Annotated in this window: 22 protein-coding genes; 17 read left to right on the top strand and 5 right to left on the bottom strand. The window is 44.6% G+C overall.

Going from position 1 to position 26,076, the window contains the following annotated elements:
- Window positions 1–21: 21 nt before the first annotated feature.
- From AB4558_RS09530 to AB4558_RS09515, 4 genes are all read right to left on the bottom strand, one after another.
- Window positions 22–2,391 carry a M4 family metallopeptidase gene (locus AB4558_RS09530; protein ID WP_372073361.1) on the bottom strand — a complete coding sequence of 790 codons (2,370 nt, stop codon included), beginning with the start codon at window positions 2,389–2,391 and terminating at the stop codon, window positions 22–24.
- 551 nt (window positions 2,392–2,942) lie between these two features.
- Complete coding sequence (locus AB4558_RS09525) at window positions 2,943–3,218, bottom strand: hypothetical protein (RefSeq protein ID WP_017632032.1); 276 nt, start codon at window positions 3,216–3,218, stop codon at window positions 2,943–2,945.
- A gap of 135 nt (window positions 3,219–3,353) precedes the next feature.
- Window positions 3,354–4,673: a sensor histidine kinase gene (locus AB4558_RS09520; protein WP_372073359.1), complete on the bottom strand. Its 1,320-nt coding sequence runs from the start codon at window positions 4,671–4,673 to the stop codon at window positions 3,354–3,356.
- 35 nt (window positions 4,674–4,708) lie between these two features.
- Window positions 4,709–5,413 (bottom strand): response regulator, encoded by a 705-nt coding sequence (locus tag AB4558_RS09515; RefSeq protein ID WP_017065179.1) that lies wholly within the window; start codon window positions 5,411–5,413, stop codon window positions 4,709–4,711.
- A 288-nt stretch (window positions 5,414–5,701) separates the two neighbouring features.
- Between AB4558_RS09515 and AB4558_RS09510 the strand changes: the two genes are divergently transcribed.
- From AB4558_RS09510 to AB4558_RS09445, 14 genes are all read left to right on the top strand, one after another.
- Complete coding sequence (locus tag AB4558_RS09510; protein ID WP_372073357.1) at window positions 5,702–6,799, top strand: alpha/beta hydrolase; 1,098 nt, start codon at window positions 5,702–5,704, stop codon at window positions 6,797–6,799.
- Window positions 6,800–7,230: 431 nt separating this feature from the next.
- Window positions 7,231–7,833 (top strand): transcriptional regulator BetI, encoded by a 603-nt coding sequence (gene betI / locus AB4558_RS09505; RefSeq protein WP_004732441.1) that lies wholly within the window; start codon window positions 7,231–7,233, stop codon window positions 7,831–7,833.
- A 136-nt stretch (window positions 7,834–7,969) separates the two neighbouring features.
- Complete coding sequence (gene betB / locus AB4558_RS09500) at window positions 7,970–9,430, top strand: betaine-aldehyde dehydrogenase (protein ID WP_372073354.1); 1,461 nt, start codon at window positions 7,970–7,972, stop codon at window positions 9,428–9,430.
- A 72-nt stretch (window positions 9,431–9,502) separates the two neighbouring features.
- Window positions 9,503–11,215 carry a choline dehydrogenase gene (gene betA, locus AB4558_RS09495; protein WP_372073352.1) on the top strand — a complete coding sequence of 571 codons (1,713 nt, stop codon included), beginning with the start codon at window positions 9,503–9,505 and terminating at the stop codon, window positions 11,213–11,215.
- 145 nt (window positions 11,216–11,360) lie between these two features.
- Window positions 11,361–12,332 (top strand): choline ABC transporter substrate-binding protein, encoded by a 972-nt coding sequence (locus tag AB4558_RS09490; RefSeq protein ID WP_102562655.1) that lies wholly within the window; start codon window positions 11,361–11,363, stop codon window positions 12,330–12,332.
- 95 nt (window positions 12,333–12,427) lie between these two features.
- The gene (choW, locus tag AB4558_RS09485) at window positions 12,428–13,270 is read left to right on the top strand and encodes a choline ABC transporter permease subunit (RefSeq protein ID WP_009845976.1); all 843 of its coding nucleotides are present in this window, start codon (window positions 12,428–12,430) and stop codon (window positions 13,268–13,270) included.
- A 2-nt stretch (window positions 13,271–13,272) separates the two neighbouring features.
- On the top strand, window positions 13,273–14,487 hold the full coding sequence (gene choV, locus AB4558_RS09480) for a choline ABC transporter ATP-binding protein (protein WP_372073350.1): 1,215 nt from the start codon (window positions 13,273–13,275) through the stop codon (window positions 14,485–14,487).
- A gap of 362 nt (window positions 14,488–14,849) precedes the next feature.
- Entirely contained in the window at window positions 14,850–15,332 is a 483-nt protein-coding gene (locus AB4558_RS09475) for a MarR family winged helix-turn-helix transcriptional regulator (RefSeq protein ID WP_017061075.1), read from the top strand.
- A gap of 274 nt (window positions 15,333–15,606) precedes the next feature.
- Window positions 15,607–17,022, top strand: coding sequence for a coniferyl aldehyde dehydrogenase (locus AB4558_RS09470; RefSeq protein ID WP_137001586.1), 1,416 nt, complete (start codon window positions 15,607–15,609; stop codon window positions 17,020–17,022).
- 85 nt (window positions 17,023–17,107) lie between these two features.
- Window positions 17,108–17,551 (top strand): hypothetical protein, encoded by a 444-nt coding sequence (locus AB4558_RS09465; protein ID WP_137001585.1) that lies wholly within the window; start codon window positions 17,108–17,110, stop codon window positions 17,549–17,551.
- Window positions 17,552–17,794: 243 nt separating this feature from the next.
- Entirely contained in the window at window positions 17,795–19,000 is a 1,206-nt protein-coding gene (locus AB4558_RS09460) for an iron-containing alcohol dehydrogenase (RefSeq protein ID WP_372075049.1), read from the top strand.
- 195 nt (window positions 19,001–19,195) lie between these two features.
- A complete protein-coding gene (locus AB4558_RS09455; RefSeq protein ID WP_372075050.1) occupies window positions 19,196–19,627 on the top strand; it encodes a tetratricopeptide repeat protein in 432 nt (143 codons plus the stop codon).
- A gap of 123 nt (window positions 19,628–19,750) precedes the next feature.
- Window positions 19,751–21,496, top strand: a complete 1,746-nt coding sequence (locus AB4558_RS09450; RefSeq protein WP_372075051.1) for an arylsulfatase — start codon at window positions 19,751–19,753, stop codon at window positions 21,494–21,496.
- Between the two features lie 118 nt (window positions 21,497–21,614).
- Window positions 21,615–22,862 (top strand): anaerobic sulfatase maturase, encoded by a 1,248-nt coding sequence (locus tag AB4558_RS09445; protein WP_372075052.1) that lies wholly within the window; start codon window positions 21,615–21,617, stop codon window positions 22,860–22,862.
- A 107-nt stretch (window positions 22,863–22,969) separates the two neighbouring features.
- Here AB4558_RS09445 and AB4558_RS09440 read toward each other — a convergent pair whose 3' ends face one another.
- Complete coding sequence (locus AB4558_RS09440; RefSeq protein ID WP_017082845.1) at window positions 22,970–23,560, bottom strand: TetR/AcrR family transcriptional regulator; 591 nt, start codon at window positions 23,558–23,560, stop codon at window positions 22,970–22,972.
- A gap of 319 nt (window positions 23,561–23,879) precedes the next feature.
- Here AB4558_RS09440 and AB4558_RS09435 point away from each other — a divergent pair, with 319 nt between their 5' ends.
- From AB4558_RS09435 to AB4558_RS09425, 3 genes are all read left to right on the top strand, one after another.
- Complete coding sequence (locus tag AB4558_RS09435; protein ID WP_017095792.1) at window positions 23,880–24,536, top strand: QnrS family quinolone resistance pentapeptide repeat protein; 657 nt, start codon at window positions 23,880–23,882, stop codon at window positions 24,534–24,536.
- A 119-nt stretch (window positions 24,537–24,655) separates the two neighbouring features.
- Window positions 24,656–25,087: a GNAT family N-acetyltransferase gene (locus AB4558_RS09430; protein WP_017065189.1), complete on the top strand. Its 432-nt coding sequence runs from the start codon at window positions 24,656–24,658 to the stop codon at window positions 25,085–25,087.
- Window positions 25,088–25,626: 539 nt separating this feature from the next.
- On the top strand, window positions 25,627–26,076 hold a 450-nt coding region (locus AB4558_RS09425), incomplete at its 3' end, for a PTS sugar transporter subunit IIA (protein ID WP_372158717.1).

Below are 26,076 nucleotides of genomic sequence, written 5' to 3'. Positions count from 1 at the left end.
GAGCCCTGAATTTGCTATTGATTACTGTGTTTTAATGAAACGGTAGTGCTTGGTTTCTGAACAGATATCGCTTGAGGTACATACTTGGTACTCAACATCTATTGTGCCGTTGTGACGGAACTTGTCGACGTATGAGTTAAAGTCTGTAGCACCAACATTCTTGCCATTACGCTTAATCACGAAGTAGTCATTGGTGTCGTAATCCCATGCCAGCTTAACGCGAGCTTTGCCATTCGGGTTTTTGTTACCAAACTTCAGTTTTAGCGGGAAGCCTTCTGCTGAGTCACCTTCAATCGTGATCGACTTGCTGGTTGATGTTGCAACGCCTGCATCGTCAGTCACGGTTAGAGTCACCACGTAGTCGCCAGCTTCAGCGTAGGTATAACGAGTCACTTCACCGGTTTGCGTGTTGCCATCGCCTAGGTTCCATTGGTAAGAGACGATCTGGCCATCGCTGTCCGAACTTGTGCTACGCAGCTCTACTTCTTTGCCTACGACCGTGTGTTCGAAAGAAGAAACTGGCGGTACGTTAGCATTGCCTGATTCGTACGATGCTTTCAGATTTGCACCTGCGTAATCTGAGTAACCCAGAATGTTCACCGTGTAGCGACCAGCTGTTGGGTTTTCAATTACACATACTTCATCGGTTACGCTTTCACTCTTACAGATATTCTCTTGAGAGCTTGGCGCATAATCTAGACCAACATACATATCCGGATCACCAGTAGACACAGCAAGATCAATCGTTAGCTTGTCTTGGCCTTCTGGTACTTCGATATCGAAGTAAGTTTTTGAGCCTGTTTCACCAGCAACTGCGGCTTCAACACCGTTTTCAAGGCGTTGATATTCCGGTTCTGGTGGAAGTGGTGGTTCGCCACACGGTGATACACCCACTAAGTTAAACGCAGAAACAACATCATCGGCACTGTAGCCAAGGTCGGTTGCTGAGTTTTTCACGCCACAGGCGCCCTGCCAAAAGTCACTGTTTTCAGACCAGTAGATCTGGTTGGCTAGCACGAACAGTTCGAACGCTTTTTTGGTGTCCCAACCTTGTGTGGTTGCAAGATGGTAGAACGCCTTGTTGAACACGCCAGAGCTGTAGTGCACGTTTAAGCCATCGTAGTACTCGGATGCGTTGTTGATTGAAGAGCCATCGCGTGATGGATCGTCCATGTAACGCAGCGCACCTTCGCCTTTAAAGATATTGCGTCCGACCATCCAGTCGTTGGTGCCTTTCATATAGTATTCTGCGGCTTCACCGGCCATGTCCGAGAATGCTTCGTTCATACCGCCCGATTGGTTTGCGTAGATCAAACCTGAGTTTTGCTCAGTGAAACCGTGGCTCACTTCATGGGCTGATACATCTAGGCTAACAAGCGGGTAAAAGAAGCTCTCCCCATCACCAAAGGTCATGGCTCTGCCGTCCCAAAATGCATTCTCGTAGTTTTCACCGTAGTGAACACGCATCATGAGCTTGAAGGAGAGTGGCGCTGTGTCGAACCAGTTTTTATACATATCGAACACGATGTTGCCAAAGTAATGGGCATCGTTGAGTGGTGAGAATGCGCCGTTCACGGCTTTATATTCGTTACGAGGACATTCATAGCTGTAAGTGGTGTCGCCGTCGGTCGCGCCATTAAGGTCAACGGTAACGACATTTTCAGACTCCATTACACACTCTGTGCCCACTTCTTGAACATCAAGGTAGTGGTAGTCGGTGCCGTATTCGTACATGCCGGTTTTTTCGTTGCCGCCAGGGCCAGTACCGATCTGAGCATGGGCAATACCTTCCCAGCGGTCGATGACTTCGCCTGTGTGCGCGTCTAGCATGGTGAACGGTCGAGTCGGCTGTTCACTGCCTTCTACTAGGTAAGAGACAACGTACACTAGTCGTGTTTTATCTACGCTTTGTTGTCCGATGCCTTGCTTCACAGAGCCTTGATAGATAAATAGCTGATGTTGAACGTTGTCTAGAGATTTGCTGGTTAAGCCTTGAGTCTTTAGATCTTTACTTGCGAGTTCAACCGCTTGAGCGCTGTTGATTGATGGCTTAACAAAAGATCGCTCTAAGGTCGTTGTTTTAAGGTAGCGACCTTGAACGGACTTAAGTGCGCCACCTTGGACACTTTGGGTGGCATTTAGGTAATGTCCCCATACCGGTGTTCCCCAGATGTTCTGCTGGATCTTAACTTTATAGATACCACGCTTTTTCAGGTTTACTTCTTTCACCATCTTGAAGCTAGAGGCGTTACTGACTCCTAACTGAGCGTTTAACCCAGAGAAGCTAGTAAAGTTGATCGGTTGATCGATTTGAACGGATTCACTTGCATGCACTGACAAAGACATAGCACTGGCTATAGCAACGGCAACTAAACGTTTTCTTATTTTCATTGTTGTTTTCTCTTTCCATGTAAAATCCAAGAAAACGTAACAAATTAATCACAACGAATTTACATTATTCGATCTGATTAATTAGTAGCATGGCAATGATCTCTTTTATTCATGAAACTTATATTTCTCGTATTTACAGATAGTTATCATTTCTGTTTATTTTTGAACGCACCTATATGTTTTATTTATAAAATCGTGACACTTTTATTAAGTGTTTATTTCTCTTGGAAATTAAGACTTTCGAGTAAATTGATCTGTGCCTCAATTAACGGATTCTGGGTTGATAGAAGGATCAACGATTTGAAAGTGTCACTTTAAACAGAAGGCCATTTAGCGAATTTAGGGGCAATTTTGATAAGAAATCGAAGACTTTTCGGCTTATTTTTCGAATTGTTAGTTAAAAGAGGGAAGGGGAATCGGGCACTTGTTTGGCACAGAGCACAAAACCGGTTGGATGAAAAAAGCCAGCGACGAGGTCACTGGCTTAGATGAGCTTAGTTTGTACAGGCTACGATTTAAGGCGAGTAACTTAAGTATGCAACGATAGCTAATTACTGCTTCTTACCGCCAACTTGAACGTAGTCGATACCGATAATACGGTTGATGATACCCAGAACAGAGCTTGTGTCAGAGTTTGTAGAGCGAATAGTCTCAACCGTCGCGCCTTCAGGTACCAATTCCATTGCACGATCTTGTGTGTTACCAGGAACTTGGAAACCTACGATGTTGAAGCTTTCAGCGTGCGCTGTGTAAACTTCTTCGTTGTGGCTGATACCTGAACAACCTGCTAGAGAAACAATACCTAAAACAACTAATAACTTTTTCATATAAACACCTTAAGAATGATTGGAACCTAGATGGCAAGGCACAAAGACAGTGGCATGATTATCTAGATTTAATAAGTTCATGGGAGACTGCATCTCCCGACCGATGTTGAACATTATTCCAGAGGTGTTTTGTCGTTACTGTATGGGTTTGTCAGCTGAATCATTACATAGCTGAATGGTTATGGTGAATACTGCACCTTTTAAGGCTTGGCTCTGACCCACTTCCACGGTTGCGTTGTGTTGAGCACAGATCTTCTCGACGATAGACAACCCTAAACCATGGCCACTCTTGGCTTTGTTACGCGCTTTGTCGCCAACATAAAAGGGATCGAACAGATGTGCTCGGTGCTCCTCTGCAACTCCATCACCATCGTCATGTACCGCAATTTTCAGTTGATCTTGGTGCACGCTTGCTTCTATCGACACTTGCGAGCGTGCGAACTTCATTGCGTTACGCACGAGGTTATCTAGTGCTCGGTTGAGTAGTGTTTCATCCGCAAGTATTGAGCTAGGTTGCGCTGGTAGTGAAAGGTCGATGTTGAGTTGAGTGTCTTTACTCCAACGCGTCATTGCGTGGTCGAGAAAGTCTCGAATCTCTAATGGCTTTTTTAAGTTCTCTAGGTCAGTGCTATCGAGTTTGGCGTAATACAATAGTTCATCGACCATCTTTTCCATCTCTTCAGTGTCTTCGACAATACTCTCTATCGTACGCTCCTGCTCTTCGTTTAGCTGAGTGTCTTTCAACATTTCAGCTTGCCACTGAATACGGAATATTGGCGTACGCAGTTCATGAGCGACAGCATTAGTGAGTGAGCGATTACTTTCAACTAAGCGATGAATTCTGTCGGCCATCAGGTTGAAGGATTTGTTCAGTGAACCAATCGCAACACCGCTTGAAGTCTCGGCTCGTGTGGAGAGATCCCCTTCAGCAAAACGCAGAGTGGCAGACTCAAGCTTTTTGACTCGGCGGAAGATAATAAATAGATGACACAAGCCATATAAGATAAAGCTCGCTAAAAAGAACAACCAAATGAGGTCATCCTCCAACTCAATTTTTTGCCTAACGAACGCTTCACTGTTGGGAAGGTAGTGATAGGTATTGTCGCTGCTTGCTAAGCGAAACCATAGGTCACGCTCATCATCGTGAAAGATAAAGGTATTCGGATTGGTACTGAAGAACTCTGAAACGGGGCCTGGTATTTCATCGTCTGGGCTGAACGTAACCAGTTTATTTCGTGTGGTTTCTACAAATTGGTTTATCGCTTGATGAGCAGCTTCAAGACCCTGATTTTTAGCGATATTTTCGATCAATTGCTGGTGGGCAGTCGCTTCGTAATCTTCCAGTACATATTCGTAGTCGGTATTGAGCTGATAGACGCTAATCTCGTAGGCGACAAGGCCGGCCATGAAGCAAACTAACAGCCCTAATAGGGACTCCAAAAAGATACGTCGCATAATCGCTCTCTCTATTACGCTCGTATTGAGCGAGGTTAACGCCAGGCGGTCGAAACAAATAAGTAGCCTTTACCGCGAATGGTCTGAATTTTCTCTGCTGGTGTGTGGTCGTCGCCCAAAATCTTCCTTAGACGTACAACCTTGTTGTCAATCGTCCGGTCTATTCCGTCGTACTCAATCCCGCGCAATGTTTGCGTCAAGTAGTCACGAGATAACGGCGTGTCTGGGTTGCTTGCCAATAACCAAAGTAGGTCAAACTCGCTGTCAGTGAGTGATAAAACCGCACCATAAAGTTCACACTTCTTATAAGTGTTTTTCAGAACGAGTTGATCGAACTGAAGGGTGTCTGAGTCATCGACTGAAGCGGTATTGGTGTCTTGGCGGCGTAATAGCGAACGAACTCTGGCCAGCAGAACTCTTGGTTTGATTGGCTTGGTGACATAGTCATCAGCCCCTGTCTCTAAACCAGCGACGTGGTCAAAGTCGTCATCGCTAGCAGTGAGCATCAAGATTTTACCTTTATAGTGCGTACGCGTCTGTCGGCAGATTGTAAGTCCATCAGTTACAGGAAGCATCAAATCCAGCAGTACGATGTCAGGTTGCTCCGTGAGGATGGTGTGTGCGGCATCACTGCCATCGTCCAACACCGTGACATCAAAATCTTGCGCGACGAAGTAGTCCTGCAACATTTTCTGAAGTTTCAAATCGTCTTCCACGATGATCATTTTAGGTTTTGTCATTCCATTATCAGCCTTGTCGTGCGTTTCACTTATTGAGATTAGGTGAGCGAGTCTTCGTCGTGATGAACCATTACGATTATACGCTATTGCATATAAGTTCAGATGCTTCGCCAAATACCTAAAGCGAATGATTAAACACTTTATAAGTTAGTTCAATGATGAATTGGCATTTATAGGAAAATAAAAAACATCGTTCAAATAGGCTCGACATTCTCATACATTTCCACGACAGATAAATTCAGCACTAAACAATAGAATTTTCTCATCAAACATTTTGGGAATAACGGTATGAACGACTATAGAAATGCATTACTGGCGTTACCTTTGATTCTGTTAGCGGGCTGTAATTCAAGCTCTAACTCAGGTAAAGCTGCCACCAAAGTGCAAGCAAAACCTCAAGCAGATTACGTATTTTCATCAGCGAAACTGGGTGAGTTGTATAAAGAGCGACAAGAGGTCCAAGAATCCATAAAACTTGATTACAACGGTGTGCAGTATGAAATCGTTCTGTTTGCGGAAGATATTAGTGATAAGCAAAAAGTGGTTAGGCTTGCGGATAGTTTAGGTCAAAGTGTGGATCTGTACCTCCCTGATGCAGGATTTGATAGCTGCGGTATCTACACAGAGAGCAAGGGTTTGGACGTGTTTGATTGTGGTGCGGCTCAACGCTCAATCGGCAATGACACCACGTTAATTAACACGACGACGAATACTCATAAGCCCGTCGAGCTTGAGTATCACAATGAACTGGTTCAATACGTGACTAGCCTTGGGTCTACCATTCTGAGTAACACTAAAAGTGGGAACAAGGTAACGATAACCACCTCGTTTGCTTTCAACGCTTTTTACCGTGATGTGCTCAACGAGACTGGCGCTGTTGATCGCATTACTTCCACTCTAGGCGCATCAACCTATTCTCAGCTTTTTGATGTCGTGAAATTGTATCAAGGCAGTGAGATGACGTTGAAGTTTACCAACCATATTGGTGGCAGCGCTGACGATGATATCAATATGTACACCGGGCGCATGATCCACAGTAACAACATGACGACGATCGTAACGCCTACGGGCTCGGTGTTCTCTGGCGGCACGGATCTTTTCGCTGCGGGTAACCCACGAGTTTTGCAACGAGCAGATACCTCCAAAGCTATTGAGCTTAATAAACAGGTTGGTGTGCATAGTTGGGCTGAGGATGATAAAACAGCCAAAGATTTCCCATACACGAACGAAAGTCATCGCAAGCAAGCGACCTACTTTAAAAAGGTAATGGGAGATACAGGAATCGATTTCTATATCTTCACTTTAGATTCTGCTCCGGCTTCTGGCGAACACTGGGTGACTAAGGCTGAGTCAGATAAATACGGTTTCATCACACGCATTGAGTAGCTTAGGCTCGTAATAACATAAGAAACGACTTGATAAGGTTGGTGATGACGTTGTTGTCACCAACCTTTTTTGTTCATTTTTTGATTCGTTACCTGTGTTGATTGTGGATTTCCTTGTCTTAAATTTCAGTATGAAAATTCCTTGATACTTACTTTCCACTCCCTCCCCAAAAAGTTTCTACAAGGACTCTCACTGATTGATTCTTGAACTTTCTAAGCAAAAACATTTGACCAATAACTATCACACCTCAAATCTTTAATTGTTTTCGTTAGTGCTCTAAATGATATTTAAGCTGTTGTTTCATAATGATTTTTGTTGTTTTGAATGCTGTATTGTTACGAGTTTGTTTTAAATAATCATTTGAACCCTAACTAAATTTCTGTCATTTTATATTTAACTGAACGTTCAATATAAAATAAAAGGACTGAGAAATGCCGAAGGTTGGGATGCCTGATATACGTAAACCACAGCTTGTTCAAGCCACCATGACGGTGATTGATCGAGTGGGTTTGCATGCCGCGAGTATTGCGTTGATCAGCAAAGAAGCGGGAGTCTCCACTGGCATTATTAATCACTATTTTGGCGGGAAGCATGGGCTGCTCGAAGAGACCATGCGTGAAATCCTTCGCCAACTTTCTAATACCATCACCACGTCACTAAAAGCACTTCCTGTTGATGCTCACCAACAGAGAATCAACGCGATCATCGATGGTAACTTCGAAGGTTACCAAGCAGAAAATAAGGTCGCGAAGGCGTGGTTGGCATTTTGGTCATATTCAATGCATGACGAGCAGCTGAAAAGACTGCAGCGTGTGAATGAAAAACGTTTGATTTCACACTTACGTCTTGAGTTGAAAGGTATTTTGAATCATGAACAAGCGGATCTCGTTGCTCACGGGATTGCGTCTCTGATTGATGGTTTATGGCTGAGAGGCACACTAAACCCAGATGGTATCGATGCTCAAAAGGCGCGTGCTATTATCAATGATTATCTAGATAAACAACTTACGTTCTACTCGTGTCACAGCAAATAGATCGCAGTGGTAGCGTTAGACCTAGACCTAGACCTAGACCTAGAGCAGAGCAAGAGCTAGAACGACCACTATTCGCACCCAATACTCACATATAGACCAGTAGAGTCTAATAACAATAATTAAGTCAGAATCTCAAATGGAAATGAACTCGTTATACATCGATGGCGCAGCGGTTAAAGCAACCTCTGGTGAAACCTTTGATAGCATTAACCCTGCCAACGGTGAACCTATCGCGACCTTAGGCCAAGCATCTTCAGCAGATGTCGACAGTGCTATTGAATCTGCGAAACGCGGGTTTGCGGTATGGTCTGCAATGACCGCTGTGGAACGCAGCCGCATTCTGTTGAAGGCAGTGGAAATACTTAGAGCTCGAAATGATGACCTTGCAAACCTTGAGGTTGTTGATACGGGCAAGCCGCTGCAAGAAGCAATTGAAGTGGACGTGGCGTCTGGCGCTGATGTTATTGAATACTTTGCTGGCTTGGCTCCAACGCTACAAGGCGACCAACAGCCGCTGAGTGAATCTCAATTTTTCTACACACGCCGCGAACCGCTAGGTATCTGTGCGGGCATCGGCGCGTGGAACTACCCTATCCAAATTGCGATGTGGAAATCGGCTCCAGCACTCGCTGCGGGTAATGCGATGATTTTCAAGCCTTCAGAAGAGACGCCGCTCACAGCTCTAAAGCTTGCAGAGATCTTTACTGAAGCTGGTCTTCCTGATGGCGTGTTTAACGTGGTTCAGGGCGATTACCGAGTAGGTCAAATGCTAACGGCGCACCCAGATATCGCGAAAGTGTCGTTCACAGGTGAAACCGGTACCGGTAAAGCGGTAATGTCGGATAGCGCTAAGACACTGAAATCAGTCACCATGGAACTTGGCGGCAAGTCACCAATGATCGTGTTTGATGATGCGAAATTGGATGATGCAGTTTCGGCTTCGATGGTCGCAAACTTCTACACTCAAGGCGAAGTGTGTACTAACGGTACCCGTGTTTATGTACACAAAAATATCTACAACGCATTCATCGATCAACTTAAAACACGCACTGAGAAGCTGATCATTGGTAACCCAATGGACATGGAGACTCAGATCGGCGCGTTGATTTCTAAAGAACACCTTTCAAAAGTCCTTGAAGCAATTGAGCTAGCAAAACAGTCGGGTGCAACCCTGCTGACGGGCGGCTATCAAGTGACAGATAACGGCCTCGAAAACGGCAACTTTGTTATCCCAACCGTGTTTGTGGATTGCGAAGACAACATGCCTCACGTTCAACAAGAGATCTTCGGCCCTGTGATGTCAGTGTTGAAGTTTTCGGACGAAGACGATGTGATTCGCCGTGCAAACGACACCAAATACGGCCTTGCGGCTGGTGTGTTCACGCAAAACCTTTCTCGTGCGCACCGTGTTATTCACCAAATGCAGGCGGGTATTTGTTGGGTTAATACGTGGGGTGACTCACCAGCAGAAATGCCAGTTGGGGGTTACAAGCTTTCGGGTATTGGCCGTGAAAATGGACCAGAAACTCTACTTCACTATACGCAGACTAAGAGCATTCTTATTGAACTTGGCGACTACGCCAGCCCTTATGCCTAACGCGTAACACTCAATTTTATGGGTTAGCTTAACAGAGCTAGCCCTACTGACTCATCTCAGGGAAATCAAAACATGGAACAACGCTACGATTATATTATCGTCGGCGCGGGTTCGGCCGGCTGTGTGTTAGCGGATAGGCTAACGGAAAGCGGTGAACATAGCGTTTTATTACTGGAAGCTGGTGGCACGGATAAGAGTATTTTTATCCAAATGCCAACCGCGCTTTCTTACCCAATGAATACTGAAAAGTACGCTTGGCAATTTGAAACAGAGCAAGAACCGGGCCTTGATGGACGCGAACTGCACTGCCCACGTGGCAAAGTGTTAGGCGGCAGCTCATCAATTAACGGCATGGTTTATGTTCGTGGCCACGCGTGTGATTTTGACCAATGGGAAGAAGAGGGCGCAGCGGGTTGGAACTACCAAGCATGCTTACCTTATTTCCGCCGTGCTGAATCATGGAACAAAGGCGGTGATGAATACCGTGGCGACAATGGCCCTGTCGGCACTTGTAACGGTAACGATATGGAGCTCAACCCGCTTTACCAAGCGTTCATCGATGCAGGTAAAGACGCCGGTTATCCAGAAACCAACGATTATAACGGCTACCAGCAAGAAGGCTTCGGCACCATGCACATGACGGTAGACAAGGGTGTTAGAGCCTCAACCTCTAACGCTTATCTACGCCGTGCATTGAAGCGTTCAAACCTGACCTTAAAGAAAGGCATCGTGGCGCGTCGTTTCCTACTTGAAGCACAAGACTCAAATGGCCAATCGGGCTTGAAAGCGGTTGGTGTCGAGTTTGAAAAGTCAGGCAATACCCAGGTGGCTGTGGCGAACAAAGAAGTGATCTCTTCTGCGGGTTCTATCGGTTCTGTTCAACTGCTGCAGCTTTCTGGTATTGGCCCGAAAGCCGTGCTTGAAAAGGCCGGTGTTGAAGTTAAACACGAACTGAGCGGTGTCGGTGAAAACCTTCAAGATCACTTAGAAGTGTACTTCCAATATCACTGCAACGAACCCATCACGCTCAACAGCAAGCTTGGTTTGTTCAGCAAGGGCATGATTGGCGCGGAATGGATTCTAACTCGCAAAGGCCTTGGTGCTACTAACCACTTTGAATCGTGCGCGTTCATTCGTTCTCGCAAAGGATTGAAGTGGCCGAATATTCAATATCACTTCCTGCCAGCCGCGATGCGTTACGACGGACAAGCGGCCTTTGATGGTCACGGTTTCCAAGTACACGTTGGGCCTAACAAGCCAGAAAGTCGCGGTACGGTTGCGATCACTTCTGCTGATCCACATGCCAAGCCAGAGATCATTTTCAACTACATCTCGACTGCGCAAGACCGCCAAGATTGGCGCGATTGTATTCGTCTGACGCGTGAGATTTTGTCTCAACCTGCGATGGATGTGTATCGAGGAAAAGAGATTCAGCCGGGTCTAAATATTACTTCCGATGAAGCAATTGATGAATGGGTTAAGCAGAACGTTGAAAGTGCTTATCACCCTTCATGTGGCTGCAAAATGGGTTCAGATGATGATCCAATGGCAGTGCTTGATGAAGAGTGTCGCGTTCGCGGTGTCGATAATTTACGTGTTGTCGACTCATCGGTTTTCCCAACCATTCCAAACGGCAATTTGAACGCCCCGACCATTATGGTTGCTGAGCGTGCTTCCGATTTGATTTTAGGTAAGCCGATGCTCAAAGCGAAGGACGTTCCAGTGTGGATTGCACCTGAGTGGCAAGAGAAGCAAAGAATAAATAAACCAGTAAGAGAAGCGTAAGCCTCTGTTATTAGTTCAAAAATAGAAAGTAGTTCAAAAATAGAAAAAGCAAAAAGTAACAACAAAAATTAGTCAAAAGTCAGAAGAACTGCTCTCTATCGGTGTTGATATCGAGCAGAAAAAGGAAAGATAAAAAGGAACCATTATGACGACTCTAAATATTCAGAACATGACCACGAAAACGTTAACAGCACTAGCCATTAGTTCATTTTCATTTGGTGCTAACGCTTCTATTGAACCACAGCAATGTGAAAACGTTCGCTTCGCTGATGTAGGCTGGACTGACATTACCGCAACAACCGCCGTTACTTCTGAACTATTAAAAGGCCTTGGTTACAAAACCAAAACCGACCTACTTTCAGTACCGGTGACTTACTCTTCAATGGCGAACGGCGATATTGATGTATTCCTAGGTAACTGGATGCCAACCATGGAAGGCGATATTGCTAAGTACCGTGAAGCGGGCACGGTTGAAACCGTGCGTGCCAACCTTGAAGGCGCAAAATACACGCTAGCTGTACCAAAATATGTGTACGACTCTGGCGTAAAAAGCTTCGCAGACCTAGCAAAACACGCCGACAAATTTAAAGACCGCATCTACGGCATCGAGCCGGGTAACGACGGTAACCGCTTAATCCAATCAATGATTGATTCTGACGCGTTTGGCTTGAAAGATTTCAGTCTAGTGGAATCAAGTGAAGCGGGCATGGTGTCTCAAGTATCACGTGCAGCACGTCGTAGCCAATGGATTGTTTACCTTGGTTGGGCACCGCACCCAATGAACAGCAATGTTGAGATGGAATATCTATCAGGTGGTGACGACTTCTTCGGCCCGAACTACGGCGGAGCAAATGTTTACACCAATGTTCGTTCAAACTACCTGTCTGAATGTGCAAACGTCGGTCAACTTCTACAAAACCTAGAATTCACTCTAGAGATGGAAAACCAGTTGATGGAAGAGATTCTTAACCAAAAAGTGAAGCCAGAAAAAGCAGCTCAACAATGGTTGAACAAGAACCCTCAACAAGTTGAAGCTTGGTTAGACAACGTAAAAACGCATAAAGGTGAATCAGCGACTCAAGCCGTTACTGAATACCTAAAGCAAGTTAAAGCTTAGTTCTACCTATCTCAACAGCTACATAAATAATAAAGGTGGGCTTGCCAATTTATCGATTGGTTTGAAGTAGCCCACCCATAATAAAAGGCAATATTGTGAATTTTATTACGGAAAACAAAATCCCTGTCGGACAATGGATGGAAGCGGGTGTTGATTGGCTAACAATCAATGCAGCAGGATTCTTTGACGCTATTTCGATTTTTCTAGAAACCGTCATTATGTTTTTAGTCGATGTATTTAAGTGGATGCCGCCTGCACTGCCAATCGTTATGACTGCTGCGATTGCATGGTACTTACACCGTAAACCTTCGCTGGTGATCTTTGTGGTCGCAGCACTGCTGACTATTCTTAACCTCGGCTATTGGCAAGAAATGCTGGAAACCTTTGTTCTCGTCTTTGCGGCGACAACGATTTCCGTATTAATTGGCGTACCGGTTGGCATCATGGCTGCTCACCGTCCTTGGCTCTATACAGTTTTGCGTCCAATCCTTGATTTGATGCAGACAGTCCCAACTTTCGTTTATCTGATTCCAACTCTGGTTCTATTCGGCTTGGGTATTGTTCCTGGCTTAATCTCTACCATTATTTTCGCGATAGCTGCACCGATTCGTTTAACCTACTTAGGCGTCACTAAAGTGCCTGAAGAGTTGATTGAAGCGGGTAAAGCGTTTGGTGCCAGCCGCATGAAATTGCTGATGAAGGTCGAATTACCGGCGGCTCTACCAAGCATCATGGCGGGTGTAACCCAATGTATTATGTTGTCGCTTTCGATGGTGGTTATCGCCGCTCTTGTCGGTGCTGACGGACTTGGTAAACCTGTTGTTCGTGCATTGAACACAGTGAACATCTCACAAGGTTTTGAAGCTGGATTAGCGATTGTATTAGTCGCAATCATCCTTGACCGCTTGTGCAAAACACCAAACCAGAAGGAAGCTTAATCATGTCTAACTCTCAGGAAAAAAAGACAATGGACGCGATTACCATTAAGAATCTCGATGTTGTGTTTGGTAATAAATCGAAACAAGCGCTTGAGCTACTCGACCAAGGTAAAACTCGCCAAGAGATCATTGATGAGACTGGCCAAGTGGTTGGCGTAGATAATGTGTCGCTGACCGTTGAAGAAGGCGAGATTTGTGTGCTGATGGGGTTGTCTGGTTCTGGTAAATCATCTTTGCTTCGCGCAGTTAACGGCCTGAATGAGATCAGCCGTGGCTCATTGGCGATCAAAGATGGAGACAAGCAGGTTGATTTAGGTGAACAGTGCGACGAAGCGACCTTGCGTCATCTTCGTACTCACCGCGTTTCTATGGTGTTCCAAAAATTTGCCCTAATGCCTTGGCTAAACGTGTTAGATAACGTGGCGTTTGGTCTAGAAATGCAAGGCGTAGCCAAAGATGTTCGTCGTGCTAAAGCGCGTGAACAACTTGAAATGGTGGGTTTGGCAGAGTGGGAAACCAAGTATCCGCATGAGCTTTCTGGCGGTATGCAGCAACGTGTTGGTCTAGCGCGTGCCTTTGCGATGGATACCGACATTCTTCTTATGGATGAACCGTTTTCGGCGCTTGATCCACTGATTCGTGCTCAGTTGCAAGATGAACTGATCACACTGCAAAGCAAACTCAACAAAACGATTTTGTTCGTGAGTCACGACCTAGATGAAGCACTGAAGATTGGTAACAACATCGCGATCATGGAGTCAGGAAAGCTGATTCAACACGGTAAGCCTGAAGAGATCGTATTGACGCCAAAAACAGAATACGTAAAAGACTTCGTTGCTCATACCAATCCATTGAATGTGCTTAAAGGTCGCTCTTTGATGCAGCCTCTTGATTCACTAACGCAAGAGAATGAAAGCTGGAAGATCTGCGATTCTAAAGATCTCTGGATTGAACAGAGTGAAGGTGCTTTATCGGTGAAAGGTGAATCTGCTTTGGCGCTTGTCGAGTGGAGTGAATCTGACGACTTAACTGCAATCAGCGAGTCGAGTGTAGTTGTGGCAAGCCCGGAAATTGGCATGCGTGATGCGATTAAGCTCAAGCAGATCAGTAACCACCCGATTTTGCTGGTGGAAGACAATCAACTGGTCGGTATTCTGGATAACAGCGAGTTTTACAACGCACTAACGGGTAATTTTCAGATGAATACAGCCGCGTAAAATTTCGTTTTCCAGCTTGGCGATTAGGGCTGTTTTTTTATTAGGTGGAGAGGGTTAAGTCTCTCTACCTCTATGATTATTAAAATATATTATTGTTTGAACTTGTATTCTCTGACTCACTATTTTTACCTTCATTGAAGCTTGCATTTCCCCTTCATTAAGTAAAAGTGCCGTACCACGCAAGTTTAGTGGTATAGAAAAGATTGAGAATAGTATGAACATCAGTACAATGCGGAAAAATCAATGAAGTAATTTATCAATTTACAGTGTAATTCGAGCTCACCTGACGTAAATAATCAGGACATATCATCGCTTCGACGCTGTAAAACCATTCACAGTATATTAGTACAAAGGTCTGCATCTTGGACAAACATGACGAAATCCTGGTCGCTATTCGCCAAATTATTCGCGCTATCGATTTACACTCGAAAAAGCTGAGTAAAGAGTATGGTTTGACTGGCCCTCAATTAATCTTAATGAGAGCAATCCAAGAAATGGGTAATGTGACGATCAAAGAATTGTCTAATCACACCAATGTAAGCCAAGCCACCACAACCACGATCATCGATCGCTTGGAACTGAATGGCTATGTACAACGTGTTCGCAGCTCGTCAGACCGACGCAAAGTACACGCAAACCTGACTGAAAAAGGTCAAGAGTTGCTAAACAATGCGCCGCCACCGCTGCAAGATAACTTCGTTAAAAAATTCCAAAACCTAGAGCCGTGGGAGCAAAGCTTACTGCTTTCTTCAATGCAGCGAGTATCATCAATGATGAACGCAGAAGACATCGACGCCGCTCCAGTACTTCAACTTGAAGGCATTGCAAACGTAGCCAAGAGCTAACCTTATTTATAAATTGTTATTTAGAACAACAACTTAAATAATTGTCAAATGGTCGCACTAAGCGGCCATTTTTGATCCTGCCATTTAAAATCTCTATTTGCCTTGCGTGTTAGTTACGCCTTCTTATTTTAAATTCCCCTGACTTTTTGCCCCGTTTGTAGCCGCCTCATTGGATTGTCATCAAAACTCCATTGACGATTCTCTGACAATAAAACACTAGACCGACCGGTCTGTTGTATATTATTGTGTGCTCATCTTAACCACGAGGTGATGTATGAAACACGAATTGACGCCAACACAAATGACCATGACGTTGAACAGCATGCAGGGAGCTTTTGCACAGAAACCGATGCCAGCGATATCGGAGAGAATTGAGCATCTGCTCGCACTTAAATCTGCGCTAATCGATTACACAGATCGTTTGTGTGTAGCCGTGAGTGAGGACTATGGTCACCGTAGCCGACAAGACACTTTGATGGCTGACATATTGCCTTGTATCGGAAATATTGATCACAGCATTGAATGTTTGCCTCATTGGTCGACATCTTCAATTCGTCATTCTGGCCCATTGCTTTCAACCTCTCGTGTTGAAGTGGTTTATCAACCCAAAGGCGTTGTCGGGATCATTGCTCCGTGGAACTTTCCGGTCATGTTATCCGTCGGCCCGCTTATTTCGGCGTTGGCTGCGGGCAATCGCGCCATGATCAAGATGAGTGAATTTACCCCAGCGACGAACCAAGTATTAAGAGCGCTATTGGCGGAAGTCTTCCAATCCGATGAGGTGTGCTTGGTTGAAGGTGAGGTAGAGATCGCAGCCGCATTTTCGGCGTTGCCGTTTGATCATCTTCTGTTTACGGGGTCAACCCAAGTGGGTCGCCAAGTGATGAGGTCTGCGGCTGACACGCTAACTCCAGTCACGCTAGAGCTAGGTGGTAAGTCACCGGTTATCGTTGCAGAAGACATGCCAATTGATATCGCGGTTGAGCGAATCATTTATGGTAAGAGCCTCAATAACGGGCAGGTGTGTGTGGCTCCTGACTATGTATTGCTACCCGAAGGGAAAGTTGAATCTTTCATTCAAGAGTATAAAAAACAGTACCAATTGCTGTTCGATGAAGGGGTCTATTCCGAGAGTTTGACGTCCCTAATCAATCCTCGTCAATGCGATCGTATTGTCGGCTTGTTGAATGAAGAGCAACAAGCAGGAACGCGAACCGTCGCTTGCCATGACGAAGCGATGGACTTAGATAACCACCGTTTGGTGACGCACCTGATTGTTGAACCAAGCCTGTCATCTAAGGTGATGAACGAAGAGATTTTCGGCCCACTATTACCCTTGATTACTTATCGCAATATCGAAGAGGTGTTCCAAGTCATCAATAGCAAACCAAGGCCGTTGGCGCTCTATCTAATGAGCTTTGATTTGAGCTTACAAGCTCAGGTTAAACACCAAGTTCATTCCGGAGGAATGTGTATCAATGACTGTGTTTTCCATTTAGCAGTTGATGACGCGCCGTTTGGTGGCATTGGTGAATCTGGTCAGGGCAACTATCACGGCAAAGAAGGTTTCCTTACTTTCTCCCATGCAAAAACCGTCTTGGAAACAGGCTTAGATCATCGAGTTAAGCATCTGTTTTCAAAAGAAGACAACGAATTAAAGACCGCAGTGATGAGCATGCTTGGCAAGTAAATCATTTCTGTCATCACCCAATTTATCTACAAGAAGTTATTTATAAGAAATTATTTTTACGACGTTATTTTAAGAGGTTATTTTTATGTTGGAACGATTTTTTGAACGAACGATGAAAGCGTATTTGATGGTTACAGGATTCTTAACCGCAACCGCTTTCTCTACTTTCCTTGCGCCTGATTGGAGTATGCGAACGCTGTTCTCGTACAACGATACGATGATGGTGAACAAAGAGTATCTTATGGGTACCTATCAACACTGGGGAGTCATGGTTGGCTGTATTGGTGTGTTGTTGATGTTCTCGGCGAAGTACAAATCGCTGCGTACTTCGACCATGATCTACAGTGCATTTGAGAAGTCGATGTTTGTGGGCATATTCTTATACAACGTGTGTATCAACGATTATGAGTGGTTTTATGGTTGGAGCGGTGTGTTTGCGCTCGATGGATTTGTGACTGTCTACTCTTTAGTTTACCTGTATTACTACCTCACTAGAGACAAAAGCAAGGTGCCAGCTCATCTTCGTTAATAGTTAATAGTTAATAGTTAATGAGTTAATGAGTTAATGAGTTGCTCATGGTGAGTCAATGACACTTATTTAATGATCACTCACTAGCTTACTTATTACTACAGCCCGCATTTGCGGGCTTTTTTCGTTTTGGGGCAATGATCCATAAAGATCTTAATTGACATATCTTTGACATTAACGCTATAGACCGACCGGTTTGTATTGGTTATTGTTTAGTCATCAACTAGAAATGAGGTAAATATCATGACAACCAATAATTTTAACTTTCAACTTAAAACCATTGTTCATGCTCAAGAGAATGGCATTGAAAATATCCCTTCTCTTTTTGGTCGCTTAGGTGCGCAAAGAGTCGTGCTCTTTTCTGATAAAGGCTTGGAGTCTCTTGGTTTTGTTGAGCAGTTCTCGGCGTTGTTTGTAAACGAAAAGGTGAACCAGCCAGGTAATGAACAAGCGGTTCAGCTTGTTGGTGTGTACACCGATATCGCGCCAGACGCGACTTGCGACAACATCAACGCAGCAATTGAGTTTGCAAACAGCGTCAATGCTGATGCGATCTTGTCTGTTGGCGGCGGCAGCGTAATTGATGCTTCTAAAGGTGTGAAATACGCATTTCATAAGAAGATAGATGACATTCGCACCGTGATTGCGGGTGGCGGTCATATGGATGTGTGGCCAAACAATGAAGATATTCGAGTGCCCCACATTGCGGTTCCGACAACGGCTGGTACGGGCGCAGAAGCCTCTCCGATTGCTGTTTTTTACAATGAACATGAAAACATCAAAGCAAGTCTAGTCGCGTCTGGATTGGAAGCTGATATCGCAATCCTTGATCCAACGGTGACCACTAAGCTGCCAGCTCACCTTACTCGTTCTACCGCTATGGATGCACTAACACACGCCGTTGAAGCGATTGTCTCGCCAATGAGTAATGCATTCACAGACGCTTACGGCATTCAGGCTGCAAAATTGATTGTTGAAAACTTACCCTTGGCATTGAAAGAACCAGAAAACCTAACCGCGCGCGGCAACCTTCTTCAAGCGAGCACTATGGCGATCTCTGCATTTTATTCGTCTTTGGGCGGGATTCCGATTCATAACTGCGCCCATGCCTTTGGTGCGATTAGCCACATTCCACATGGCGATGCCAACACGGTACTGATGCCGGTTGTGATTGAAGCGCTGCCGGAATTTTATATGCCAAATGCGGCGAAGTTAGCTCAAGCTTTCTCGGTCGACACTACGGGAACCGATGAGATGGTTTACCAGAGAGTGTTGGATTTCTTAAACAACTTCCAAACCAGTGTCGGTGCGATGAAGCGTTTCAGCAGCTGGGACTTTGATGCGCAAGAGAAGAGCAACATTGCAGAAGCGATTGAAAAAGACATCTGTTTTCAGTTCTACCCAATCTCGAAACAGACGATTGAAACCATCATAGAGAAAGCGATTTAAGTCTCTGTCTTAATCGACTGAATGTTATGACCATTTAATTCAGTCCCTGATTCACTCAACAATCATTACTCGAGAGACAATTATGAAAATCGAAAACGTATTGCTATCAAGCTTGTGCATCATCGCGCCATTCCTACTTTTCACCTAATTCATTCAACAGGGACGTCGTGACCTTTATTCCCGAGGAGGAAATAAATGCTCAATAAACGTTTAACTACCGTGATTTTGGCGGGTGTTTTGGTTGTTCTGTTTTTTGCCAAGGCAAGCTTTGGAAGCGAGAGCTTTGAGAATGAAGCCACCATGGATCAATCGCAGCAGCATCAAGACGTCGTGCAACTGTTGGATGAAGCTTACCAAGGGCAATTGGAAGCCCAGCTCTCTGTCGCTTACTTATATCTGAGCGGAGAGGGCGTAGAACAGAATGATGAAAAAGCCGCGGAGTGGTTTGTCACCGCAGCCAATAACGGTAGCCCTGAAGCTCAAACACAGCTTGGGTTGATGTATATCTCTGGAAGTGGCGTTCAAGCCAGCCAAGCGGAAGCTGTCACCTGGATTGGCATGGCAGCAGCTCAAGAGTATGACCCTGCGCTCGACTTATTACATTGGATGTCGCAAGCCGCGCATTAATTCAGATCCTAACTCAGGTTAATCACAGAAAGGTTAACCTCAGAAAAAGTTATTCGCAGAAAAGTTACTCGCAGAAAAGTTAATTACTGAAACAAGTTAATCACAGAAATTGGAGAACGTCTTATGCAGACATTCAAGAAATCTTTAGTGTTCACTGCAATGGCTGCGGCAAGCAGTGCTGCTCTGGCGGCTGAATCAGAAAAACCGAATATTGTTGTTATTGTTGGCGATGATGTTGGCTTTGCCGATACTCAGCCTTATGGCTCAGAAGCCAATACACCAAACCTAATGGCGCTGGCTGAAGAGGGGGTTAAGTTTACTAACTTTCACGCGTCACCAACCTCATCGGTAACGCGCTCTATGATGCTAACCGGAGCAAACAGTCACGAGGTTGGGCTAGGCACCTTTGATTATGCCGTCTATCCGGGCGCTATTGGTAAGCCGGGTTATGAAGGTTACCTCACCAAGAAAGGGGTTACGGTCGCCACGTTGCTTGAAGAGAGCGGCTATAACACTTACCTCTCTGGTAAATGGCATTTGGGGCACGAGGATGGCTTCCTACCTGATGATCGAGGTTTTGGTGAGAGTTACGGTATCTTAGCGGGCGGATCGAATCACTTTAATCGAGATATGATGTTCCCGGCCAAAAATGCCGCGACAGCGGATGCGTTGCAAAAAGGCGATATTCCCGGCGTCGAAGTTGAGCCAACTTACCGCAACGGCCAGGTGGTTGAGGATAAATACAAAGGCGAGTACTCAGACCAAGTTTACACCAACGAGATCATCAAGATGATCGACAGCAAGAAAGACGACGGCAAGCCTTTCTTTGCCTACGTTCCATTCACAGGTATTCACCTGCCACTGCAAGCGCCTGAGTCAGCCTATCAAGATAAAGTCGATTACTACGTTGAACATGGTTGGGACTCGGTTCGAGAAGATCGTTTCCAACGCATGAAAGAGATGGGTGTGATTCCAAAAGACGCCGATATTTCAGATCGTAACGCATTAAGCCGACCTTGGGACTCGCTCTCTGAAAAAGAACAAAAGTGGTATGGCAAGAAAATGGCTGTCGCGATGGGCATGATGGAAATGCAGGACCAACAAGTCGGCCAGATAGTCGATTACCTGAAAGAAATCGGCGAATACGATAATACTTACATCATGTACCTAGCGGATAACGGCCCAGAAGCGGCGGATATTACCGGTGAAAATATCAGTGATTTGATCCGAACGTGGACTGCTCATCATTTCGATAATTCGACTGAAAACTTGGGTAAGGCGAACTCCAGTGTGTCACTTGGTCCGGAGTGGGCAAGCGCTTCAACCGGTGGCCTATCTTGGTACAAAGCTTACACAGCAGAGGGCGGTATCCGTGTGCCATTTATCGTTAAGCCAGCCAAAGCGCTTTTAGACGGTGAAGATGCGTTGCAACCGGGAACTCAGACAGACGACTTATCCCAAGTGAAGGACATTGCAGCCACGATTCTTGAGATTGCAGAGGTCGATCATCCAGGAACCGAATATCAAGGTCGAGAAGTGGCGCCGATGAGTGGTGTGAGCTTGTTGCCTTACTTCAAAGGGGAAACGGCAGACGTGCACAGTGCCAACAATGCGATTCCATTTGAATTGTTTGGTAGCGGAATTCTGCTTAAAGGTGATCATAAGATCATCCGAATTTCTACGGGAATGGGCGGTGACAGTGAGTGGCACTTATACAACACCAAGAAAGATCCAGCTGAGCAACATGACTTGAGAAATGAAATGCCAGATCTGTTCCTTGAAATGGTCGCTGAATATCAAGAATACGAAAAAGCGCAAAATATCGTCCCGGTTGACGAAGCGTGGAACCCGTTTGAAAACGTGAAATAGAGGAAAAAACCACTCAGCCAACCTAATGCCATCAAGCTTGGTTGGCCGATGAACACCGTGTAAAGGAATTACGAATTGTTTTGGCTAATACAATAACTTTTACATCGAGGCACTCTTCATGACGACATTATCGCTATCAAATTTGAGTTCAGTTCCGCAGTTCAATGGCAAAGCACACAGCAAACTTCAGGCGTTAGCAAAACCGATTGGGGCGGTGTGTAATATCAGTTGCACCTACTGTTATTACTTAGAAAAACAGCAGCTGCTTGAATACCCAAAAGGCTCTCAATATACGATGGATGAAGTCCTGTTAGAGCGTTATATCAAACAGTACATAGATGGGCAGAACACGCCTGAAATCATCTTTTCTTGGCATGGTGGAGAGCCTACCTTGTTGGGGATTGAGTACTTTCAAAAGGTCGTCGAGCTGCAGAAAAAATATTGTCCTAGTTACAGCAAGATCAGCAATGACCTTCAAACCAATGGCACGTTATTGAATGATGCGTGGTGCGAGTTCTTCAAGAACAATGACTTTATCATTGGCGTGAGTATTGATGGACCAGAGCACCTACATAATCACTACCGAACCAACCGTGCAGGCAAAGGCACTTTTTCTCAAACAATGCGTGGCATTCGCTACTTGAAACAACATAACGTCGAGTTCGCGACCCTAAGCTGCGTGAATGATGTGACAGGTAAATATCCACTAGAGGTTTATCGCTTTCTACGCGATGAAGTGGGTTCGAAGCAATTGCAGTTTATTCCTGTGGTCGATAAGCGCGAAGCTCACACCAACAATAAATGGTTGAGCAACCAACAAGCGATCATTCCCGTATCAGGCGAGGTTGAAGCTTGGAGTGTCGATTCAGTGCAATGGGGAGAATTCCTCACTACCATTTTTGACGAGTGGATTGAGCACGATTTTGGTCGGGTATTAGTGCCGTACTTTGAAAATTTTGTCGGAGTGTGGATGGGCAGAGAAAGCACCATGTGTACCTTGAGTGAGATCTGCGGAAAAGGGTTAGCGGTTGAGCCTAATGGCGATGTTTATTCATGTGACCATTATGTCTTTCCTGAATTTCAGCTAGGTAATATTCAGGAACAAGCACTTTCAACTTTAGCCTTCTCGCCAAAGCAGCAGAGTTTTGGGTTCGCCAAACAGAAGTCTCTGCCGAAACAATGCCAAACCTGTGAGTTTAAATTTGCATGCCATGGCGAGTGCCCAAAAAACCGCATCATCAAAAGCCGAGATGGTGAGGCTGGGTTAAATTATCTCTGTGAAGGATGGCTGAGCTTCTTCAAGCATGTCGACCCTATTATTAAGGGCTTACTCAAAGCTAATAATATTCCGTCTCATCTTGGGTAACGGAGTAAGCGTGAATCGATTTAATCAAAATTTACAGTAAGATAGAAGGCTCGCATAAATTATGCGAGCCTTTTGGTTTTTGGTTTTTGGTAACGGGTATATTATATCTAGTCAGCCGATTTTTGGGCTGGGCTCATGGCGAGAAGAGTCTCTTCCATGGCATTGTTTAGAATCGAACGGTTACGCTGCATGGCGGCCATGAGCGTTGAGCCTAGCCATAGGCCATAAAGCATTCGAGACAGCGATTCGGGCTCTGCGATCGTGAAGTCACCGGTCTCATTGCCTTCTTCAAATAGCTTCGCCATACGCAGGATGATCTTTTCTGCGCCTACTGCCATTGTGGACTGTAACGGGTTAGCAGACCCAGATACTTCTCCTGCCAGTTTTACGACAAGACATTGGATATTGAAGTCTTCAGTCAGTTTCGATGCACACCAAAACTCGAAATAGGCTTTAACGCGATCACGGCGAGAAAGCGACTCATCACTTAAAAAGTCGTCCAGCTTAGCGAGATGCTCATCAAAGTAGTTAGTAAGCAGGATCTCACCAAAGTGTTCTTTGGATTTAAAGTAGTGGTAAAAAGAACCCTTCGTGCCTTCCGCTTGGTTGATGATTTTCATCAGGCCAACACCAGCAAACCCGTGTTCATTAATAAGGCTAAACCCTGCATCGAGCATAGCTTGTCGCATGTCTTTCATTGTTCTTACTCTTTATGCTGAGAATGAGGAATAGTGTAACCAGCAACATACCAACCGTCCAGTCTAGCGCGTTAGGACACGGTCAATAATTGACTCGTTTAGTCAAATTGATTTTTCTCTTGCTTACACTTCTAAGCGATAAAACTTTTTTCAAGATAAGCGCATGCTATAAAACGAAAATAACAACCTTATAGGGCTTGTTTGGTGCCTTAAAATGGCTAAATTGGGGTGTTTTAAGTTGCTGTTTTTGTTGGTTTTTAATTTGGTGTTTTCTTGAGATCGCAATGATAGTCTTAGATTAATTTCTTTAGGGGGCTAAATGGACACCAATAACAGCACTTATCATCACCACAATTTTGCTCAGCAAGACTTATCAGAGCTTACATTTACAGCCTGTACGTTTATCCGTTGTGATTTCAGACGTTCGAACTTACGTGACGCAACGTTTATTAATTGTAAGTTCATCGAACAAGGTGATATTGAGGGATGCCACTTTGATATTGCAGACTTACGAGATGCAAGTTTCCAGAACTGCCAGTTGGCGATGGCCAATTTTAGTAACGCCAATTGCTATGGGATTGAGCTACGTGAATGCGACCTGAAAGGGGCGAACTTTACTCGCGCTAACTTTGCCAATCAGGTAAGCAATAGAATGTACTTTTGCTCTGCGTATATTACGGGCTGTAATCTGTCATACGCCAATTTTGAACAAGCTTGTTTAGAGAAATGTGAGCTGTTTGAGAACCGTTGGATAGGCACTTACCTTGGCGGCGCGTCACTGAAAGAGTCTGATCTTAGCCGAGGTGTGTTCTCGGAAGATGTATGGGGGCAATTCAGTATGCAAGGTGCTAATTTATGCCATGCTGAATTAGAAGGGTTAGATCCTCGCAAGGTAGACACATCGGGGATTAAAATCGTTGCTTGGCAGCAAGAGCAACTGCTTGAAACCATGGGTATTGTGGTAATGCCCGATTAATAGGGCTAGCGAAGCGAGTAAATGGTATAGAGAAGGCGGTTGTTTTGTTTTCCTAACCATTGATAGACTACTGGCTCGCGGCTGCACATGTTTATATTCAATTTAATCTAGAGAAAATTATGACTATAGAAAATGTGCTTCCTGAAGATTATGCAGAAATGCTTAAGGTTTGGGAGAATTCGGTCCGAGCAACTCATGACTTTATTACAGAAGAAGATATTGAGTTTTTTAAACCTATCATCATGGAACATGCGTTCCCTGCGGTTTCTTTGAAATGCGTTAAAAATGAAAGTGGTTCGATAGTTGGCTTCGTGGGTGTCCATGATGCAAAAGTCGAGATGCTTTTCGTTTTGAATGAAGTTCGAGGGCAAGGCGTAGGTACGGTGCTGTTGCAACATGCGATTGAGCAGTTAGCAGCCACCAAAGTTGACGTTAATGAGCAAAACCCACAAGCGGTAGGTTTCTATCAGCACATGGGGTTTAAAGTAGAATCACGCTCACCACTTGATGATATGGGAAAACCATTTCCAATTCTGCATATGACGCTGTAAGACTCGGTTGTCGTATCACTCGGTTGTAATCAACCACAGTCGCTAGAAGAAAAGCCCAAAGCTAATAACTTTGGGCTTTTCCGTATCTGAACCAATGATAACCAAATTATCCAATATGAGGCAGATCTGAATAGGTGCGTGAACGAGGTGTTACTCACTTACAAAGTGGTGGTGTTTGTATTTCATACGGGATCTTGGTCACTGATCTTAGCGCTTAACATTACCCAAACGCCCAAATTAAATGTAACCATCATCACAATTAATACTTGGTCAATACGTATAAATAGATCTTTATCACGTTTGTGTAATCTTATTTAAATCCTATAATTGGGCTTGCCATCAAATTTAAACTATTGACTTGTTGTTAATAATAAAATTGTAATTAAATTTCATGATAAATATGAGAGGTAGAGAATAACTAATCGTTTGACTCTGATATTTAAGTGACCTGGATCTCACTTTGTTGCCATTTCTCTATTCTTCTACTTCCATTGATAATAATCCCAACAAAAACGAACAAAGAATAACTGGGATATATTATGCTTTATGACCTTATTGACCACGACCTAATTGATGTTATTAACCACTCTGAATACAAGTGGGAAGATGCAGTTAAGGAAACGACTCGTTACCTACAAGATAAGGGCTACGTTACCGATAACTACGCAGACGCGATCATTCAGTCAACGCATGATAATGGACCTTATTACGTTCTTTGTCCAGGTATTGCTATGCCTCATGCCCGCCCAGAAGCAGGTGTACTAAAGACTGGACTTGGTATTCATGTCTTTTCTAACCCGGTGGATTTTGGGTCTGATATGGGGCCTGCCAATGTCTTATTAACATTAGCTGCAAAGGATTCAGATACACACATTGAGGTTATTCAAGCGCTTAGCGAAATGCTGGTTGATGAAGAAAACATTGCCAAACTGGCTGCTTCTTCTTCAAAAGCAGAAGTGCTTGAAATTATTCATAGACAGGATCTTAAG

The sequence above is a fragment of the Vibrio sp. 10N.222.51.C5 genome, from assembly GCF_041474575.1.
GTDB lineage: Bacteria > Pseudomonadota > Gammaproteobacteria > Enterobacterales > Vibrionaceae > Vibrio > Vibrio crassostreae_C.
This window is presented reverse-complemented; position numbering and strand designations above follow the sequence as displayed.

Bases quoted from the DNA above. Each gene is read 5' to 3' on its own strand.
- AB4558_RS09455 (WP_372075050.1), top strand. From the start codon at position 19,196: ATGCTCAATAAACGTTTAACTACCGTGATTTTGGCGGGTGTTTTGGTT.
- AB4558_RS09430 (WP_017065189.1), top strand. From the start codon at position 24,656: ATGACTATAGAAAATGTGCTTCCTGAAGATTATGCAGAAATGCTTAAG.
- AB4558_RS09450 (WP_372075051.1), top strand. From the start codon at position 19,751: ATGCAGACATTCAAGAAATCTTTAGTGTTCACTGCAATGGCTGCGGCA.
- AB4558_RS09435 (WP_017095792.1), top strand. From the start codon at position 23,880: ATGGACACCAATAACAGCACTTATCATCACCACAATTTTGCTCAGCAA.
- betB (WP_372073354.1), top strand. From the start codon at position 7,970: ATGGAAATGAACTCGTTATACATCGATGGCGCAGCGGTTAAAGCAACC.
- choV (WP_372073350.1), top strand. From the start codon at position 13,273: ATGTCTAACTCTCAGGAAAAAAAGACAATGGACGCGATTACCATTAAG.
- betA (WP_372073352.1), top strand. From the start codon at position 9,503: ATGGAACAACGCTACGATTATATTATCGTCGGCGCGGGTTCGGCCGGC.
- AB4558_RS09520 (WP_372073359.1), bottom strand. From the start codon at position 4,673: ATGCGACGTATCTTTTTGGAGTCCCTATTAGGGCTGTTAGTTTGCTTC.
- AB4558_RS09445 (WP_372075052.1), top strand. From the start codon at position 21,615: ATGACGACATTATCGCTATCAAATTTGAGTTCAGTTCCGCAGTTCAAT.
- AB4558_RS09530 (WP_372073361.1), bottom strand. From the start codon at position 2,391: ATGAAAATAAGAAAACGTTTAGTTGCCGTTGCTATAGCCAGTGCTATG.
- AB4558_RS09465 (WP_137001585.1), top strand. From the start codon at position 17,108: ATGTTGGAACGATTTTTTGAACGAACGATGAAAGCGTATTTGATGGTT.
- AB4558_RS09525 (WP_017632032.1), bottom strand. From the start codon at position 3,218: ATGAAAAAGTTATTAGTTGTTTTAGGTATTGTTTCTCTAGCAGGTTGT.
- AB4558_RS09460 (WP_372075049.1), top strand. From the start codon at position 17,795: ATGACAACCAATAATTTTAACTTTCAACTTAAAACCATTGTTCATGCT.
- AB4558_RS09440 (WP_017082845.1), bottom strand. From the start codon at position 23,560: ATGAAAGACATGCGACAAGCTATGCTCGATGCAGGGTTTAGCCTTATT.
- AB4558_RS09470 (WP_137001586.1), top strand. From the start codon at position 15,607: ATGAAACACGAATTGACGCCAACACAAATGACCATGACGTTGAACAGC.
- AB4558_RS09515 (WP_017065179.1), bottom strand. From the start codon at position 5,413: ATGACAAAACCTAAAATGATCATCGTGGAAGACGATTTGAAACTTCAG.
- AB4558_RS09510 (WP_372073357.1), top strand. From the start codon at position 5,702: ATGAACGACTATAGAAATGCATTACTGGCGTTACCTTTGATTCTGTTA.
- betI (WP_004732441.1), top strand. From the start codon at position 7,231: ATGCCGAAGGTTGGGATGCCTGATATACGTAAACCACAGCTTGTTCAA.
- AB4558_RS09490 (WP_102562655.1), top strand. From the start codon at position 11,361: ATGACGACTCTAAATATTCAGAACATGACCACGAAAACGTTAACAGCA.